At 65.9% G+C, this 16,096-nt stretch carries 11 protein-coding genes; 6 read left to right on the top strand and 5 right to left on the bottom strand.

Annotation, left to right across the window (positions count from 1 at the left end; translation table 11 throughout):
- Positions 1-14 precede the first annotated feature (14 nt).
- Positions 15-530 carry an Rv3235 family protein gene (locus AC3IMC_RS04425; protein WP_490917210.1) on the bottom strand — a complete coding sequence of 172 codons (516 nt, stop codon included), beginning with the start codon at positions 528-530 and terminating at the stop codon, positions 15-17.
- A 50-nt stretch (positions 531-580) separates the two neighbouring features.
- Positions 581-1,432 carry a LysM peptidoglycan-binding domain-containing protein gene (locus tag AC3IMC_RS04430; protein ID WP_490917211.1) on the bottom strand — a complete coding sequence of 284 codons (852 nt, stop codon included), beginning with the start codon at positions 1,430-1,432 and terminating at the stop codon, positions 581-583.
- A gap of 145 nt (positions 1,433-1,577) precedes the next feature.
- Between AC3IMC_RS04430 and AC3IMC_RS04435 the strand changes: the two genes are divergently transcribed.
- Positions 1,578-2,144: a hypothetical protein gene (locus AC3IMC_RS04435; protein WP_490917212.1), complete on the top strand. Its 567-nt coding sequence runs from the start codon at positions 1,578-1,580 to the stop codon at positions 2,142-2,144.
- A gap of 43 nt (positions 2,145-2,187) precedes the next feature.
- Here the strand turns inward: AC3IMC_RS04435 and AC3IMC_RS04440 are convergent, their stop codons facing one another.
- Positions 2,188-2,403 (bottom strand): helix-turn-helix domain-containing protein, encoded by a 216-nt coding sequence (locus tag AC3IMC_RS04440; protein WP_018768505.1) that lies wholly within the window; start codon positions 2,401-2,403, stop codon positions 2,188-2,190.
- A 151-nt stretch (positions 2,404-2,554) separates the two neighbouring features.
- Between AC3IMC_RS04440 and AC3IMC_RS04445 the strand changes: the two genes are divergently transcribed.
- Genes AC3IMC_RS04445 through AC3IMC_RS04460 form a run of 4 tightly spaced genes read left to right on the top strand, consistent with a single transcriptional unit; the run spans position 2,555 to position 10,901 of the window.
- Entirely contained in the window at positions 2,555-3,196 is a 642-nt protein-coding gene (locus AC3IMC_RS04445) for a CpaB family protein (protein ID WP_490917213.1), read from the top strand.
- Entirely contained in the window at positions 3,193-4,497 is a 1,305-nt protein-coding gene (locus AC3IMC_RS04450) for a CpaE/TadZ family protein (RefSeq protein ID WP_490917214.1), read from the top strand. Before AC3IMC_RS04445 ends, AC3IMC_RS04450 begins: the two co-directional genes overlap by 4 nt.
- A 56-nt stretch (positions 4,498-4,553) precedes the next feature.
- Positions 4,554-9,407: an NAD-glutamate dehydrogenase gene (locus tag AC3IMC_RS04455; protein WP_490917215.1), complete on the top strand. Its 4,854-nt coding sequence runs from the start codon at positions 4,554-4,556 to the stop codon at positions 9,405-9,407.
- 27 nt (positions 9,408-9,434) lie between these two features.
- The gene (locus AC3IMC_RS04460; RefSeq protein ID WP_454485013.1) at positions 9,435-10,901 is read left to right on the top strand and encodes a sensor histidine kinase; all 1,467 of its coding nucleotides are present in this window, start codon (positions 9,435-9,437) and stop codon (positions 10,899-10,901) included.
- Positions 10,902-11,034: 133 nt separating this feature from the next.
- Here the strand turns inward: AC3IMC_RS04460 and AC3IMC_RS04465 are convergent, their stop codons facing one another.
- A complete protein-coding gene (locus AC3IMC_RS04465) occupies positions 11,035-11,283 on the bottom strand; it encodes a WhiB family transcriptional regulator (RefSeq protein ID WP_003804966.1) in 249 nt (82 codons plus the stop codon).
- A 230-nt stretch (positions 11,284-11,513) separates the two neighbouring features.
- Here AC3IMC_RS04465 and AC3IMC_RS04470 point away from each other — a divergent pair, with 230 nt between their 5' ends.
- Complete coding sequence (locus AC3IMC_RS04470; protein WP_490917216.1) at positions 11,514-11,990, top strand: hypothetical protein; 477 nt, start codon at positions 11,514-11,516, stop codon at positions 11,988-11,990.
- Positions 11,991-12,025: 35 nt separating this feature from the next.
- Here AC3IMC_RS04470 and AC3IMC_RS04475 read toward each other — a convergent pair whose 3' ends face one another.
- A complete protein-coding gene (locus AC3IMC_RS04475; protein WP_490917217.1) occupies positions 12,026-16,048 on the bottom strand; it encodes an FtsK/SpoIIIE domain-containing protein in 4,023 nt (1,340 codons plus the stop codon).
- Positions 16,049-16,096: the final 48 nt, after the last annotated feature.

Raw genomic sequence — 16,096 nt, forward strand, 5'->3', positions numbered from 1 at the left:
TTTCCGCCTGGTGGTTACCCGATGACAAGTTCAACCACCCGCCAGATCTGCTTGCTCCGCTCAAGGCGGACGGCAACGGCGCGGGCGCGTACGTCGTCCACCACCACTGCGCTTGCTTCATAAATACCCTCAGCCACCTCGCACACCCTGACGGAACGGACCGTGGAGTTCCGATGCAGCCGGGCCAGTGCAGGATTTCCAGTCCGGGTCATTTCGCGCCGGATCAGAGCGGCACGGTGCTGCAGCGCCGCCATGCAGCGCGGGTCAAGCCGCCGCGCGAGTTGATGAATGGGACGGATGCCCGCCAGGACCTCCATGGACGCCTGCACCGTGCCCCGGGTAATGGCGCGCACTTCCGCGGCTTCACTGACCGGCCGCAGGGATACAGGCACCGGCCGCGCGACGCCAGGGGAGCCGGCCTGAGTTGGCGCGGTGACCCGTGCCGGCCTTTTCCCGTCTTCACCTGCCCTCTCGTTTCGGTCCCGGCCGGTGCGGTCCTCCACGGCACGGATGGGCGTCACTGCAGTCATTGGTTTTCCCCTTTTTGTTGAATGGGCCGGCGCAGGTGGCGCGGCTGTGGTTAGGCCGGCGCGGGGGCCACGAGTATCTGGCCGGGAAGCAACACGTCCGGGCTGGACCCGATCAGCCCGCGGTTCGCCGCGTACCAGCGGGGCCATTCGAGGGCTATCTTGACGTCGGACGCTTCCGCCCCCAAGTGCGCGGCGGCGATGTCCCATAAGGTGTCTCCCGCCATCACCGTCACTGCAGTCCTCCGGACGCGGGCTTCCGCACTCGGGGGTTGCCGGGTTTGTTGTGCCGCCAGCGGGCCCGGTTCCACGGGGAGGGAAGCCGGCTGCCAGCCGGGCGAAAGCGCGCCCGCCGGCGGTTGTCCCTCAGCCTCACCGGTACGTTCCAGGGACGCGCTCCACTTGGCAGGACCTGGTGCCGGCCCGGGGGCGGGGCCGGCGTCGGGGCGCCCACTGCCGGCTTGGTTTTGCTGGGTTCCAGGATTCGAAGGAGCGGACGAGGATTGCTGCACTGTCGGAGACCACTCCGGTCCGGGCGTTGTGACAGCCGCTTGTGCTGCCACCCCTGAGGCCAGCTGGAGCGACATCGCGGCGATGGCCAGCCGCTGCATGAAAGCCGGAGAGAGCCGGCGTGCCGTTGCCGCCGCCCTGTGTTGTCCGTGGCGCTCAAGCATCACGCCGGCGGCCGCTGACACCAGCGAAATAGTCCACCACAACAGCAAAGCGATGCCCGATGCTGCTGCGGCGAGCCCCAGGAGGGCCTCGACGGCGGGGTCCTGACGATGTGAAGCGGCCCCCTCCCAACGCTCCAGGAGGCCGCGCCCCAGGAGGCAGAGCACGATTCCCAGGATCAGCAGGGCCAGCGCGGTGCCGGTATCAGTCCGGCGGTGCCTGCAGGTTTCCATAATGCTCTCCGCTCATTTGATGCAGTTTGATGCATTTTGATGCCGCTTGCATCAGTGTGAGCCTCGACAGCGCGTTTTGTCCATACGTTGGAGAGGATTTGGTGGCCGCGTTGACCGGGGGTCCGGGGAGCTTTACGCTGGCCGCATGCGCTGGGATGCCTTGTTCGATGACATGGAAAGCCAATTCGCGGAAGCGGACCGGCTGGCTTTGGATGCGGAGGTCAACGAGCGGACGCGGGCTGAACTGGTCAACCAACAGCTTGAGGACCGGCTGCGCGCGGCCTTGGGCTATAGGATCGGGATACACCTCACTTGTGGTGAATCGGTGCAGGGCGAAGTGATGCACGTCGGGGCGGACGCTCTGTTATTGCACGAGGAGCACCAACAGGCGTTGATCCCTTTCACTGCTGCAGCGCGTTATGTGGGCCTGGGCAGGCGCGTCCACGCGGAAACGTCCCCCGTCCGCCGCTCGATAGGACTTGCCCATTCCTTGCGTTGTCTCGCCCGGGACCGCGCAGAGCTGTCGGTAACGGTGGGCGGAGCCCGAACCATGACTCTCTACGGGGTGATCGACCGTGTGGGCAAGGATTTCATCGACTTGGCGTCACTGGACCCAGGTGAGGTACGCCGGAGCCGGAACGTCGGCCAGGTCTCGACCCTACCGTTCACGGCACTGGCCATGATCCGGTCCCGCAAGCCGGGCGAGCTCTAGGGATGCGGGTTCAAGGATTGATGCGGCTGCTCGTTCGGGAGCGTCAGACCGACTTGGAGCGCGACTCCTGGATCATGCGGGAGGCTTCGGCGTAGCGTTCCTCGATGTACTGCTCCAGCATCTTCTCTTCGACCCGCCACTGACCCCTGCCTCCGACCTGTATGGCCTTCAGCTCGCCGCTGCGGACCAACGCATATGCGGCGGGGGAGTTGATCTGGAGCTGCTCTGCGACATCCGCGAGCGTGAGGAACCTGGGCATGAACCCATTTTGCCACCAGAAGGTGCAGTTTGCCGCGGTTATCCACAGTTTGGTGGCTTTCGGGTAAATGACTTTTGTTCCTGCCGCCTTGCCGCAACAATGAGGTGTCCGGTCCAGGTGACAGGCCCGGCGATATAGGGGGAGAGACGGTATGGTTCCTGAATCATCTGCCACTGCGGCGCGCTTGAAGCGCCCATCGTGGAAAGATCCACGGCTCATGGTGGGAATTTTGCTGGTCCTGGCGTCTGTGGCCGGCGTCGTCTTCCTGGTTGGCAGTGCCGACCGCACCACGGAGGTCTACGCGGCCCGGGACGGCATTGCAGTGGGAGAAAGTTTGACTCCCGACAACGTGGTCCGCGTCAAGGTGCGACTCGGCGATGCCGAGCAGCACTACATCACGGCTTCGGACGGACTTCCCGCGGGAACGGTGGCCGTCCAGCGAATTGCGAAGGACCAGCTCGTTCCGCGGGCCAGCCTCGGCGAAGTGGACCAGCTGAACCGAAAGCCCGTTGCCGTCCAGGTTGAGCAGAGCCTTCCCTCGCAGGCCGTGCCCGGTGCCCGGGTGGATGTGTGGGTAGCGCATCCCGATGCAAAGAACGGGTTCAGCGAACCGAAGCTCGTCCTACCGGGTGCGGAGATCGCCGAGGTGACAACGGGATCAACCGCGCTTGGGTCGTCCAAAACCACGGTGCTGATGGTGCTGGTCGAAGACAGCCAGATGCCCGCGCTGCTGGGGGCCCAGGCCAACGAGGCAAAGATCTCCGTCGTGTGGAACCCCGGCAGGATCCGATGAGTATTCCTGTCGTGACGGTGGGCCAGAGCCGGGAGGACCTGGTCGGCGGGCTGGAGCGCCTGCATGGCCCGGTGACGGTGGTGCGAAGGTGCGGGGAATTGCCTGAGTTGCTGGCCGCCTGCCAAAGCGGACTGGCAAGGGCTGCCGTGGTCGCCGAGGGCTCCGAGGGACTGAGCGCCTCCCTGGTGGACCGGTTGGGGGCAGTCGGAGTGGCTGTCATCGCCCTGACAGACAGCGCCGAGGAGGCCGCCAGGCTCCGTAAAATCGGGGTGGCATCGGCACTTACGGGAGTGGAATCGGCGGAGCTGTCCCAGCGGATTGCCGATGCCGTCGCCCAACTGACCGGCATCGCACGCCCCGCGGACCTCAGCGCAACCGCGGATACAGCTGCAGCCTTGAGCGTCGAGCCTACCGAACCGCAAGCGGAGGCGGGGAAACCGGGTGACGGGAGGATTATCGCCGTCTGGGGCCCTGCAGGATCACCGGGCAGGACCACCGTGGCGGCGAACATCGCCGGTGAGCTCGCCGCCGATGGGCAGGAAGTACTGCTGGTGGACGCCGACACCTACGGCCCCAGTGTGGCGGCCGTGCTGGGGCTGCTTGATGAGTCAGCCGGTCTGGCGCAAGCCTGCCGGTTGGCAGACCAGGGTCAGCTCGATTCCGAGGCTCTTCGCAGGATCGCCAGCACCGTTGCAACCGCTGCCGGGACTTTCAGGGTGCTGACCGGAATTACCCGGGCTGACCGGTGGACTGAGCTGCGCGCAACTGCCCTTGCACTGGTGCTCGAACGCGCCCGGCAGGTCGTCGACGCAGTAGTGGTGGATACGGGCTTCTGCCTCGAAGCCGATGAAGAACTCAGCTTCGACACCATGGCCCCGCGGCGCAACGCGGCCACGCTGCGCCCCCTTGAGCTCGCTGACACGGTCTACGCCGTAGGTTCTGCCGACCCGGTGGGCGTACCCAGGCTCGTCCGCGCACTCGCCGAACTGGAAGAGGCGGTGCCCCATGCCGCACCGGTCGTGGTGATGAACAAGGTCCGAGCGTCCGCCGTTGGCAGGGGCCCGGAGCGCCAGTTGCGGGATGCCTGGAAGCGGTTCGGACCTGCCGCGGAGCTTGCGGCGTTTCTTCCCTATGATCATTCAGCCGCGGACGCCGCCCTCCTGGGAGGGTCCCTGTTGCTCGAGATCGCCCCCGAGACGTCACTCCGCCACGCCATCCGTGAATTGGTTTGTGCACCCGTCCAGCAAAAATCAAGATCCTCTGTGTTTTCTTCCACTCCACGCCGAAGGGTAAAGGACTAGGCTCGCCATAAGAGCTGCAATGGTGCGGCGAATATCTTTTGATGGAGGCGTTGTCGATGTCGTCTGGATCCAGTGTGGAGGATCAGCCCCTCTCCATTGAAGGCCTTGAGGGTTTCATGGGGGACTACTATCAGCACCTGGCCGAAGAGGACGCCAGGAGTTACCCCAGGGACGTGCTGGTGGCCCGGGCGGAGGAGCACCGGAAGGCAGCATCCGTGCGTCAGCGCGGGCAGGCGAAGGTGTCGATCGTTGACGAAGAAGACAGCAGCGTCGTCTTCGTCGTCACGGACGACATGCCGTTCCTCGTCGATTCAGTGAACGCGGAGCTGGTCCGGCAGCATGCCGCCATCAAGCTGGTGGTCCACCCTCTCTTTGTGGCCACCCGGAACCGCGAAACCGGTGAACTGGTCAAGGTCAACAAAGTCCCGGCGCATCTGGGCATCTCCAGCGGTGACACCGCCGCCATGCCCAATCTTTCGCACCTGATCGCCGAAGGCGGGAACGCCTCCCACATGGAGTCGTGGATTGCCGTTGAGATCCAGCGGGTCCCGGACGAGGCGAAGGCTTCGCTGCAGGCCGGGCTGGCCCGTGTCCTGAACGATGTGAGGGCCGCCGTCGAGGACTGGCCCAAGATGCGCCAGAAGGCGCTGCAGATCGCCGAAAGCCTTGACCAGGTGGCCCACCCGGGCCAGATCGCCGAACTGCGCCAGGCCAAGGACCTGCTGCGGTGGCTGGATGACGGCAACTTCACCTTTCTCGGCTACCGCGAGTACGATCTCCTGAACGTTGACGGCGAGGACGTCCTTGAACTGCGCGAAGACAGCGGGCTGGGCCTGCTGCGGGCCGCCGCCGACTCCCCGCACATCCAGCACCTGACCGATACCGGCCGGAAGAAGGCCCGGGAAAAGCGCGCGCTCGTCATCACCAAGGCCAATTCGCGTTCCACGGTCCACCGCTCGGCCTACCTGGACTACATCGGAATTAAGAGCTTCGATGCGGCAGGCAACGTCAATGGCGAACGGCGCTTCATCGGCCTCTTTGCCACCAGCGCCTACGCCGGGTCGGTCCGCGACATCCCCATCGTCCGGGACAAAGTTGATGCAGTGCTGCAGAACGCGGGCTTCCCCCCGGACTCGCACTCCGGGAAGGACCTGCTGGGAATCCTGGAAACCTACCCCCGCGACGAACTGTTCCAGATCGAGATCCCCGACCTTGCCGCCACCGCGCTCGGCATCCAGAAGCTCCAGGAACGGCGCCGCACCCGGCTGTTCCTGCGGCCGGACATCTACGGCCGCTTCATGTCCGCCGTCGTCTACCTGCCCCGTGACCGTTACACCACCAACGTCCGGCTCCGCATTGAGCAGGAACTGCGGGAAACGTTCCAGGCAGTGTCCATCGACTACGAAGCCCGCATGACCGAGTCGGCGCTGGCGCGGTTGTTCTTCCGCATCCGGCTGCCCAAGGACGCCGACGTCAGCCACGTCAACAGCGAGGAACTGGAGAAGCGGCTGGTCCGCGCCGCCCGTTCCTGGAGCGAGGGAATTGCCGAAGTCCTGCGCGAGGGGCGCGACCCGGCCGAAGCCAAGGAACTGGCCGCCATCTGGGCCGAGGCGTTCCCGGCCAGCTACCGCGTGGATTACGAGGTGGAAGACGCCCTTGAGGACATTGCACGCTTTGAGAAGTACGGTGCGGCCGCCGAGCGTACCGAGGGGGCCCGGCAGGACCGGCCCGGCGTCCACGTGTACCTGCCCGAAGGTGCGGGAGCCACGCTGGAGGAGGACGCGCGGGTCAAGCTTTACATGCTGGAGCCCAAGAGCCTGAGCCAGATCCTGCCGTACTTCCACAACCTGGGACTTGAGGTCCTGGATGAACGCCCGTTCGAAATCGAGACGGCGGACCGCCGCGATTTCTTCCTCTACGACCTCGGGCTAAAGTATCCGGCCCGGGTGGATCCGGTATCCACCGGCGCACTGCTGGCCGATTCCTTCGGCGCGGCCGTTACCGGCGCAGCCGAGTCGGACAGCTTTGACCGTCTGGTGCTGCGGGAAGGGCTGCACTGGCGGCAGGTCACCGTGCTCCGCGCCTACGCGCGCTACATGCGCCAGATGGGAAACTCCAGCTCCTTTGGGTTCATGGCCGACACCTTGCTGGCGAACCCGGACGTGACCAGGGGGCTGACCGCTCTTTTCGCAGCCCGGTTCGATCCGTCCCTGAACGATGCTGAGCGTGCCGAGGCGCAGGTTTCCGTCCGCAGCGACCTGGCAGCAGCGATCGAGAAGGTTGCCACGCTGGACGCCGACCGGGTGCTGCGCACCTTCGTCAACCTCATCGAGGCGACGCTGCGCACCAACTTCTACCAGGACAAACCGCACCTTAGCTTCAAGCTGCACCCGGCGGAGATCGAGGGCCTGCCATTCCCGCGGCCGATGTTCGAGATCTGGGTCTACTCGCCCCGGGTGGAGGGCGTGCACCTGCGGTTCGGAAAGGTGGCGCGCGGCGGGCTTCGCTGGTCAGACCGGCGGGAGGATTTCCGGACCGAGATCCTGGGCCTGGTCAAGGCCCAGACAGTCAAGAACGCCGTGATCGTCCCCACCGGTGCCAAGGGCGGGTTCTTCGCGAAGCAACTTCCGGACCCCAGCGCCGACCGGGCTGCCTGGATGGCGGAAGGTGTCGAAAGCTACAAGACCTTCATCCGTGGCCTCCTGGACCTCACCGACAACCTCCTGACCGAGGGCGACGGCGAGCGGCTCGTGCCGCCGTCGGACGTTGTACGGCACGACGACGACGATTCCTACCTGGTGGTCGCGGCGGACAAAGGGACGGCGACTTTCTCCGACATCGCCAATGGGCTCTCCGCGGAGTACGGGTTCTGGCTCGGGGACGCCTTCGCGTCCGGCGGATCCGTGGGCTACGACCACAAGGCCATGGGCATCACCGCCCGCGGTGCCTGGGAATCAGTGAAGCGCCACTTCAGTGAGCTCGACCTCGACACCCAGACCGAGCCGTTCACCGTCGTCGGCGTCGGGGACATGTCCGGCGATGTCTTCGGCAACGGGATGCTCCTGTCCCGGCACATCCGCCTGCTGGCTGCGTTTGACCACCGGCATATCTTCCTCGACCCGAATCCCGACGAGGAAGCTTCATTTGTCGAGCGGCAGCGGCTCTTCGAACTGCCCCGGTCATCCTGGGACGACTACGACAAATCGCTGATCAGCGAGGGCGGCGGGGTCTATCCCCGGCAGGCAAAGTCCATTCCGGTGTCCAGCCAGGTGCGGGCCGCACTGGGGCTGCCGGCGGACACCGCCGAACTCAGCCCGCCGGAACTGCTGCGCGCCATCCTGCTCGCTCCGGCGGACCTGCTCTACAACGGCGGGATCGGCACCTACGTCAAGGCCAGTTCGGAAACCAACGCCTCCGTGGGGGACAAGGCCAACGACGCCATCCGGGTGGATGGCCGGGACCTGCGTGTCAAGGTCGTGGGTGAAGGCGGAAACCTGGGCATGACCCAGCGCGGCCGTATCGAGGCGGCCCTGCAGGGGGTCATCCTCAATACCGATGCGATCGACAACTCCGCGGGCGTGGACTGCTCCGACCACGAGGTCAATATCAAGATTTTCGTGGACCGGATGGTTGCGGCCGGCAAGCTGCCGGCTGACGAGCGTGCCGCCTTCCTCGCCGCCATGACCGATGAAGTGGGCCGGCTGGTCCTGGAAGACAACATCGACCAGAACATCCTGCTCCTGAACGACCGGACGCGGGTGGCCGAGTGGAGCCCAAGCTACGAGCGGCTCATGGACTGGCTGGAAAAGTCCGCCGACCTGAAGCGGGATCTCGAGGCGCTGCCCAGCACCGAGACCCTGCGGGAACGGCTCCAGCAGGGACAGGGCCTCACGTCGCCGGAGCTTTCGGTGCTGGCCGCCTATGCCAAGATCGAACTGGCCACCGCGCTGCGCGAAAGCGACCTGGCCGACGATCCGTGGTTCCGCAGCACCCTGCGGTCCTACTTCCCGCACCAGCTGCGCGAACGCTTCGACGCAGAGCTGGACACCCACCCCCTGCGCCGCGAGATCATCGCCACCGTGGTGGCGAACGACATGATTAATCTCGGCGGCATCACCTTCGCCTTCCGGGTCATGGAGGAAACCTCTGCCAGCGAAGTGGCCGTGGCGAAGGCATTCGTGGCGCTGCGCGAGGTGTACGAGCTGGATGCCATGGTGGCAGAGCTGAACAGCCTCCCGGCGTCCTTCCCCACGGAACACTGGAGCACTGTGCACCTGGACATCCGGCGGCTGCTGGACCGCGCGGTACGTTGGCTGCTGAGCCAGGAAAGCGTTTCACGCCCGATCGCGGACGTGGTGGCTGAGTTCAAGCCGCTCATGGACCCGATGCGGGCGCGGCTGCTGGACTACCTGCGCGGCGACGACCGTGAGCGGGTGGCCGGGTGGCTGGAAAAGGGACGCGAGTGGGAGCTTCCCGAAGGCCTGGCACTTCGCTGGGCGGAGCTGTTCGAAAGCTTCGTGCTGCTGGATATCGCAAAGATCGCCCGGACGCGGAAGGACCCGGTAGAGCAAATCGCCGCGGTCTACTACACGGTCTTCAACCGATTCCATGCGGACTCGCTGCTGGAGCGGATCAGCAGCCTGCCGCGGCAGGACCGGTGGCAGGCCCTTGCCCGCGCAGCTTTGCGCGACGACCTGTACTCGACCGTGTCGGACATGACGACGGCGGTGCTGGACGCAACGTCCGCGTCCGACTCGCCGGAGTCCCGGCTCAAGGAGTGGGAGGCGCAGAATGCAGAGCAGCTGGGCAGGGCAAAGAGCATGTTCGACGAGGTGAACGCCCTCGAGGCCGACGACATGGCCTCACTGTCGGTAGCATTGAGGCTCTTGAGGTCAATCGTCCGACGCTAGCAACGCGGCGTCGCAACTGGAGGTGCAGTGGCAATCTTTACGGACCCCATCAGGGAACACGCTGATTTCGGGCCGGGCGATGCCGAATGGCTGCACCTCCTGGTGGGGGACTGGCAGATGGTAGCGGACCTCGCGTTCGCCGACCTGGCGCTGTGGTTCCCCCACCCGGAGCTTGGATACATTGCGCTGGCCCACGTCCGCCCCTCCACCACGCACACCGCCTTCCACAGCGACTTCGTGGGGGAGGGGATCCGCTCTGACCTGCAGCCGCTCGTGGACAAGGCCTGGAACAGCCGGTCCATCGAGCGCTCCAGCGAAACAAACTGGAACAGCGAGATGGCGCTGAGGGTCGAGGCGGTCCCCATGGTCCGGAACGGGCGGACCCTTGCGGTCGTCACCACGCACATGGACCTGTCCAGCTCCCGGATGCCGTCCCGGCTGGAGCTGACCTACCGCCAGTGTGCCTATGACCTCCTGCGCATGGGCACGCTGGGGCTGTGGCCGGACTTCGCTTCGCCGACAGGTTCGCGCCGCGGCGCTCCCCGTGTGGGGGACGGACTGATCAGGCTGGACGCCGATGGCGTGGTGCAGTATGCCAGCCCCAACGGTGTTTCGGCATTCCGCCGCCTTGGTGACGGGGAGTCCCTGGAGGGACGTTCGCTCGCCGAAGTCACCGCCGGCCTGCTCAAGGACCGCCGGATGGTCGACGAGACCCTGCCGCTCGTGGTGACCGGACGGATGCCATGGCGAAGCGAGATCGAATCCCGCGGCGTCAGCCTCTCCCTCCGTGCCATTCCCCTGCGGGACGAGCAACAGCGCTTCGGTGCCCTGGTCCTGTGCCGGGACGTTTCTGAGCTTCGGCGGCGCGAAATGGAGCTGGTGACCAAGGACGCCACCATCCGCGAGATCCATCACCGCGTCAAGAACAACCTCCAGACTGTTGCCGCGCTGCTGCGCATGCAGTCCAGGCGGATGGTGAGCGATGAAGCAAAACAGGGCCTGGAGCAGGCGATGCGCCGCGTGGCCACCATTGCACTGGTCCACGAGACGCTGTCCCAGGGCCTGACGCAGAGTGTTGATTTCGACGAACTGATCGGGCGCCAGTTCCGCCTGTCAGCCGAGGTTGCCTCGCCGTCCCAGCAGGTCAGGACGGAGCGTTCGGGTACGTTCGGTGAGCTGCCGAGTGATCTTGCCACTCCGCTGGCCCTCGTCATCAACGAGCTGGTGACCAATGCCGTCGAGCACGGCCTTGAGGGAAGGGCGGGCACGGTGTGGCTTGTGGCCGACCGCTCGGAAGGCGAGGACGGCGAAGAGCTGACGGTGACCATTGCCGACGACGGCGTGGGGCTTCCCGAGACCCCGCACGTTGAGGGGCTGGGACTGCAGATTGTCCGCACCCTGGTCACGAGTGAACTTGGCGGAACCATCCAGTGGAAGCCGCGGGAGGGCGGCGGCACCGCGGTCCAGATCCGGCTCAGCCTGGCGGGCAAGTAAGCGCAGGGCGCTGCCCGTGGGCTGCGCCTTCCCGGCCAGACTGACAGAGGCCCCGGCGACAATCCTTGCGGATGGTCGCCGGGGCCTCTGCACAAGCCACTTGGTGCGAGTGCCTGCTGGGGAAGCGCGGGCGCTAGGAAGCGCGGCGGGCGCGGGCGGCTCGGCGCTTCAGAGCGCGCCGCTCGTCTTCGCTCATGCCGCCCCAGACGCCGGCATCCTGGCCGGATTCGAGAGCCCACTGGAGGCACGTGTCCACCACGGGGCACCGGCGGCAGACGCTTTTTGCTTCCTCGATCTGGAGGAGGGCGGGCCCTGTGTTTCCGACGGGGAAGAACAGTTCCGGGTCCTTGTCGAGGCACGCTGCGCGGTTACGCCAATCCATGCTGATCAGTTGCTCCATTTCTGGGAAGAGCCTTTGTGAAATTATTCACTAGTGGCTACAAAGGAAAAGGGCCCTTCGGGGCCCCCTTGGTCATCTGAATAAAGCCTGTCATGTTAACGCTGTGTAAACAAGGGGTAATAGCGCTTGATATCCCGTGAATCCTGAGCGATGCATCACACTGGCGGCGGGGGCCCTCACCAGTGTCCGACTATCTCCGGTAGGGTGCCAGTGTGTCAAGACCCCCCGTAAACCCTGCAGGCCCATCTTCCCCGGACGACACCCCGCAGTCCGCGGCGTCCGCCGGACACCGGGGCGCCGTGCCTCCCGCCGCCGTTGTGGTTGCGCTCATCGCCGGGGCCGAGGCGACCGCGCTCTTGGCAGCCGCGGCCTGGTACGCCTTTGAACTGCTCAGCGGAAGCCCGGTCCTCTCCTTCTGGGGCGCGGTCTTTACGCTGGGACTCCTGCTGGCATTCTCTGCATGGTTGTACGCGGTAGCGGTCTTCCTTCACCGGGGTTACCGCTGGACAAGGGCCGCGGCGCTCGTTGCACAGTTGTTCGTGTTGACGATCGGGGTTCCCGCGCTGACCAGCGGGTTGGTTCCCGCAGGCCTGGCGATGGTGGTGCCGGCGGTCGTGGCCATCGTTCTCCTGTTTTCCAGCAAGGTGATCAGCTATGCCTCCCGCACCGGGAGTACGCCCACGCTCTGAGCCTCCGGCCGGCCGGGGACGGCGACACTTACGCCCTAATCGTCCTCGCCGGCCCACGCCACCTGGACGGGGGAGGACCGGGCGGCCGAGATGAGGACGCCCCTTCCCGGCAGCGGGTTCGGCTCGACCTCGAAGCGGACCCCGAAAAGGTCACCGTCGGCCTGGGAGCGCGGGGCAAGCAGGATTGCCGTGCCCGTTTCCCGTGCGCTTACGACCGGGGAGATACGGTGGGCGAGCATGGGGCTGTAGCCGGCAGTGACCACGAGCGCATGGCCGAGGTTATGCAGTTGCCCCAGATGCCGCAGAGCGCCGGGCGTCAGCAGGTCGACATCGTCAGCGAGGATCACGGTCCTCCCCGGCAGGAGTCCGGACTCTGCCTTTGACAGCAGGCGGTTCCAGCATTCGTCACCTGATTCTGCGGACTCCGGACATGCCCAGGTGGTTTCGGGGTTCAGGGCCTGCAGGGCCCGCAGCACATTGCTCTTGCCGCTCCCGGGTCCGCCGAGAACGGCAATGACGCCTCCATCCGGAATCCGAATGGAGGCAGTGCCCACTTCATTGCCCGCCACTCCCAGGAGCAGGTTCCTCCGCTGCCCGCCCTGCGGTCCTGCTCCAGCCAGCAGTGGACCTTGCGACGACAGTGCGAGCGATGCCACCCGACCGGTCGTTATCCTGACAGGCAACGGTTCCACTCTGAACGGACGCGATGCTGCCGGCATGTTCTCTGCAGCGCCACTGTCCGCCGTCCCGGCGATAGCGCCAGTGGGTGACGGGCGATAGAACTGGCAGACGGCCGGTCCGTCCCCCGCCACCGGGCCAAAAGCAACTGCTCTTCCAGGCACCGCGCGGGTCGCAGGCATCCGCGGCCAAGCGGCCCTGGAGTCCTCGTTGGACCCGGCAGGAAAGTAGAACCGTGTAGGGAGGGCTCCAAAGAACCGTGAGGTAACAAGTTCCCGCTCTCCGGACATCAGGACGGTGATTCCCGCGCGGGTCCCATCACGCACAAGGTCGTGGACGAGGTCCTCTGCCCAGGCCAGTGGCCCGGACCGGAATGCTGAAACCCACGATCCCCATCCGGAGACGACCACGACGAGGGGGACCTCGCTTCCGACAGGGTGGCTGAGGCGCTGTCCCAGCTCCTCGGTAAGACGCTCCAGGACACGGACGGCCCGGCGCAGGTCATGCAGTCCTGCATGGGCACCCGTCCGGTTCGCGGCGGCGAGCGGCAGGAAGGCGCCTGCCGAGTCCAGGAAGTAGAAATGTGCTTCCGTGTTTGTCGTCATCAGCCTTCTGACAAGTTGCTCCAGGCTTTCGCCGGCGCCGGAAGCGGAAGCGCCGATGAATGCAGCGTGGCCATCCCGGGTGGGGGCCCAGACCAGTGGCTCGACTACCTGCCTCTGGGGCTGGTCCATCAAGCCCAGCCGGACGGACCAGCCAGCCTCCGCAGACATAGCACCGGCGTCTGCCTGTCCGACGGCGTGCTCGTCCAACTCATCCGGCAAGAGACTGGCGACCGGTCGTCGTGGCGGCCGCTCTTTGCGTTCGGCACACAGCTCCTTCACGATGGCCGCTAGGGGAGCCACTGCCTGGGCGGGTGTCAGCTGAGCAGCGTTCTCCTCGTCCGCGAAGGATTCGGAGGAGGTGAGGTGAGCCGTCGTCAACTGCACTTCCACGGCGGCTTTGCGGCGGGATACGGGGGCTGGGGCCAGGGATGCGGTCTGGAATTCCTGGGCTGGTTCCATACCCCGCGCGATGAATGCCCTGCCGGGGGCATCGACACTGATGGAAGCGGCGGCCTTGGAACCGATGATGTCGACTGACTCCATCTCGGATTGCACGCGAAGGGCGATGCTGGACGTGACGTTTGCCCTGATGTCGGCAGTCAAGGCCCCTTGCGGCCGCTGGGTCGCCATGACCAGGTGGATGCCCAGCGAACGTCCTGTCGACGCAATCCGCAGCAACTCCCGCAGCACCTCCGGTGCGTCATCGACAAGCATGCGGAACTCGTCAATAAGGATCACGAGGTGGGGGAGGGTGAAGTCCCTGGCAGCGGGCACCGACCTGTAGCTGGCGATATCCGGGACACTCGCTGCCGCAAGGCATTCTTCACGCAGCCGCACTTCGGCGCGGAGCGACGTCAAGGTTCGCTCCAGATCATGTGCGGAAAGGTCGGTCTGCAGCCCGACGCAATGAACCAGTTCGCTGAGCGGAGCCAGGCCCGAGCCGCCTTTGAAGTCAATGAAGTAGAAATTGACCCGGTCCGGCGGGTAGCTCAGGGCGAGACCCAGTGCCAGGCTGCGGAGCAGTTCTGATTTGCCGGAACCGGTGGTGCCGGCCACCAGCAGGTGCGGGCCATCGGCCTGGAGGTCGAAGGTACGTGCGCCGACGGCTCCGATTCCGATCGGGACCATCAGTCCCGCGTCCTGCGGGCTGGAGTCCCAGCGGCTTCTGATGTCCGACGCGGACAGCGGCAGGATGTCATCAAGGCCGCACGAGGCCGGGACGCAGTGGTCCCGGTGGTCCCGCTGCCCTGATGCAGCAGCCATGCGCCGGCAGAACTCCGTGAACACCGCCGCCGGTGCCAAGTCCGGCACAAAGGATCTTTCCCCGTTCGGCTCCCGCAGGACGCACCGGCGCTCGGACATCAGCACATCCGGCTGCACAGAGGCCGCATCCTCCGTCAACATCTGAATCGCCTGGCATCCGCGCTGTACGGCGGCGTCACGAACTGCGTCATGAGACCCCGGCCGGGTGGCCGTCCCTCGAATGATGACGACCTGCCGCCAACCACCAGAGGTGGAGCCTTCCTTTACTGCTTCGATGCCGGCACGCGTCGTAGACGTAAGTGTCACGCCGCGAAGGTACCTGGCGGTCAGGGGGAGGTCTTCCGGCGGCCCGTGGATGATGACACGCGTCGTCCTGCCCAAAGGGTAGCCAGCCAATTGCATGACCAAGGACCTCAACATCCCGTCAACGGCAAGGGGCGGCCCAGCCACCGTGGTCAGCGGCCTGCCCGGATCCAGCATGACGGGGAGGGCTCCGGCCGCTGGGATTGCCAGCGGCCCGCCGGTCGGCTCCATCCGCACATTGGCTGCCTGTTCCGCCTGGCCCAGCCGCAACCAGACGGCTTCCGAACCGGTACTGGCTGGGGAAGCCTCAGGCCCTGGTTTGGCAGCCAGTGCAACGATCGGCAGGGAAGGTGCGCTCCGCCGTCGTCGCTTCCGGTCCTCCTCAACAGCTGCTTGGAGAACGGACGACAGTTCCCGACGCTGCCGCCTGCCGGTGGTGAGGGGGATCAGGACGGAGACCGCGGACGCGGCGGAGAAGGCAAGGAACATCCACATGCCCGTAAAGAGTGCGAGGCCCACGCCGATAACCAAGGGAAGGAACGCCGCTAAAACAAGGAGCATCCGGTTGCCGGCGCCGGGCCGCCCAGGGACAGTGATAGGTTCCACAACGGATTTCCCGGCATCTGCCAGCGCCCGTTCGGGCACGTCCATGAACAGCAGCGACATGTGCGAGTTACCGCAGCGGATGGTGGAGTCCGTGGAGATTACGGTACTCCGGACTCTTTCTCCGTCAACGTACGTACCGTTCGCGCTGTCGAGATCAAGAAGGATGATCTGAGAGTCGGTGACGACGATCTCGGCATGCTCGCGGGACAGTTCGGGGTCCGGAATGACAATCCGCGTTCCGCTTCGGCCCACCTTGTAACTGCCCCGCTGCAAGGGCACCACGGTTCCTGCTGCCGCCCCGCTGTGGATTGCGAGGGCGAGCGGAGCCGCGGCATCAGGCGGCGTGCCCTGGCGCAACCTCCGGCCCGAAAGCCGGGCTCCGCCGTCGACCAGAACAGCGGCGTTAACCAGCGGCGCTGTTCCGACGACCAGTGAACGCAGGTCCTCGCCGTCCACGGTGACCGTGCCTGAACCGAACTTCCGCACCAGTTGGTCGTGGAGGACGGTGCCCCCGGTGCCGTCGGGGACGTCGATGGACAATTCCAGCGGCACCTGGCACCGGGGGGACCCGGGGCCGGCCACCAGTGTGCAGTGGAGTGTCATGGGTAGGATCCTTCGTCCGTTTGCACCCACGCTAGCTCTGCGCGCCAC

The organism is Arthrobacter sp. E70 (genome assembly GCF_058266945.1).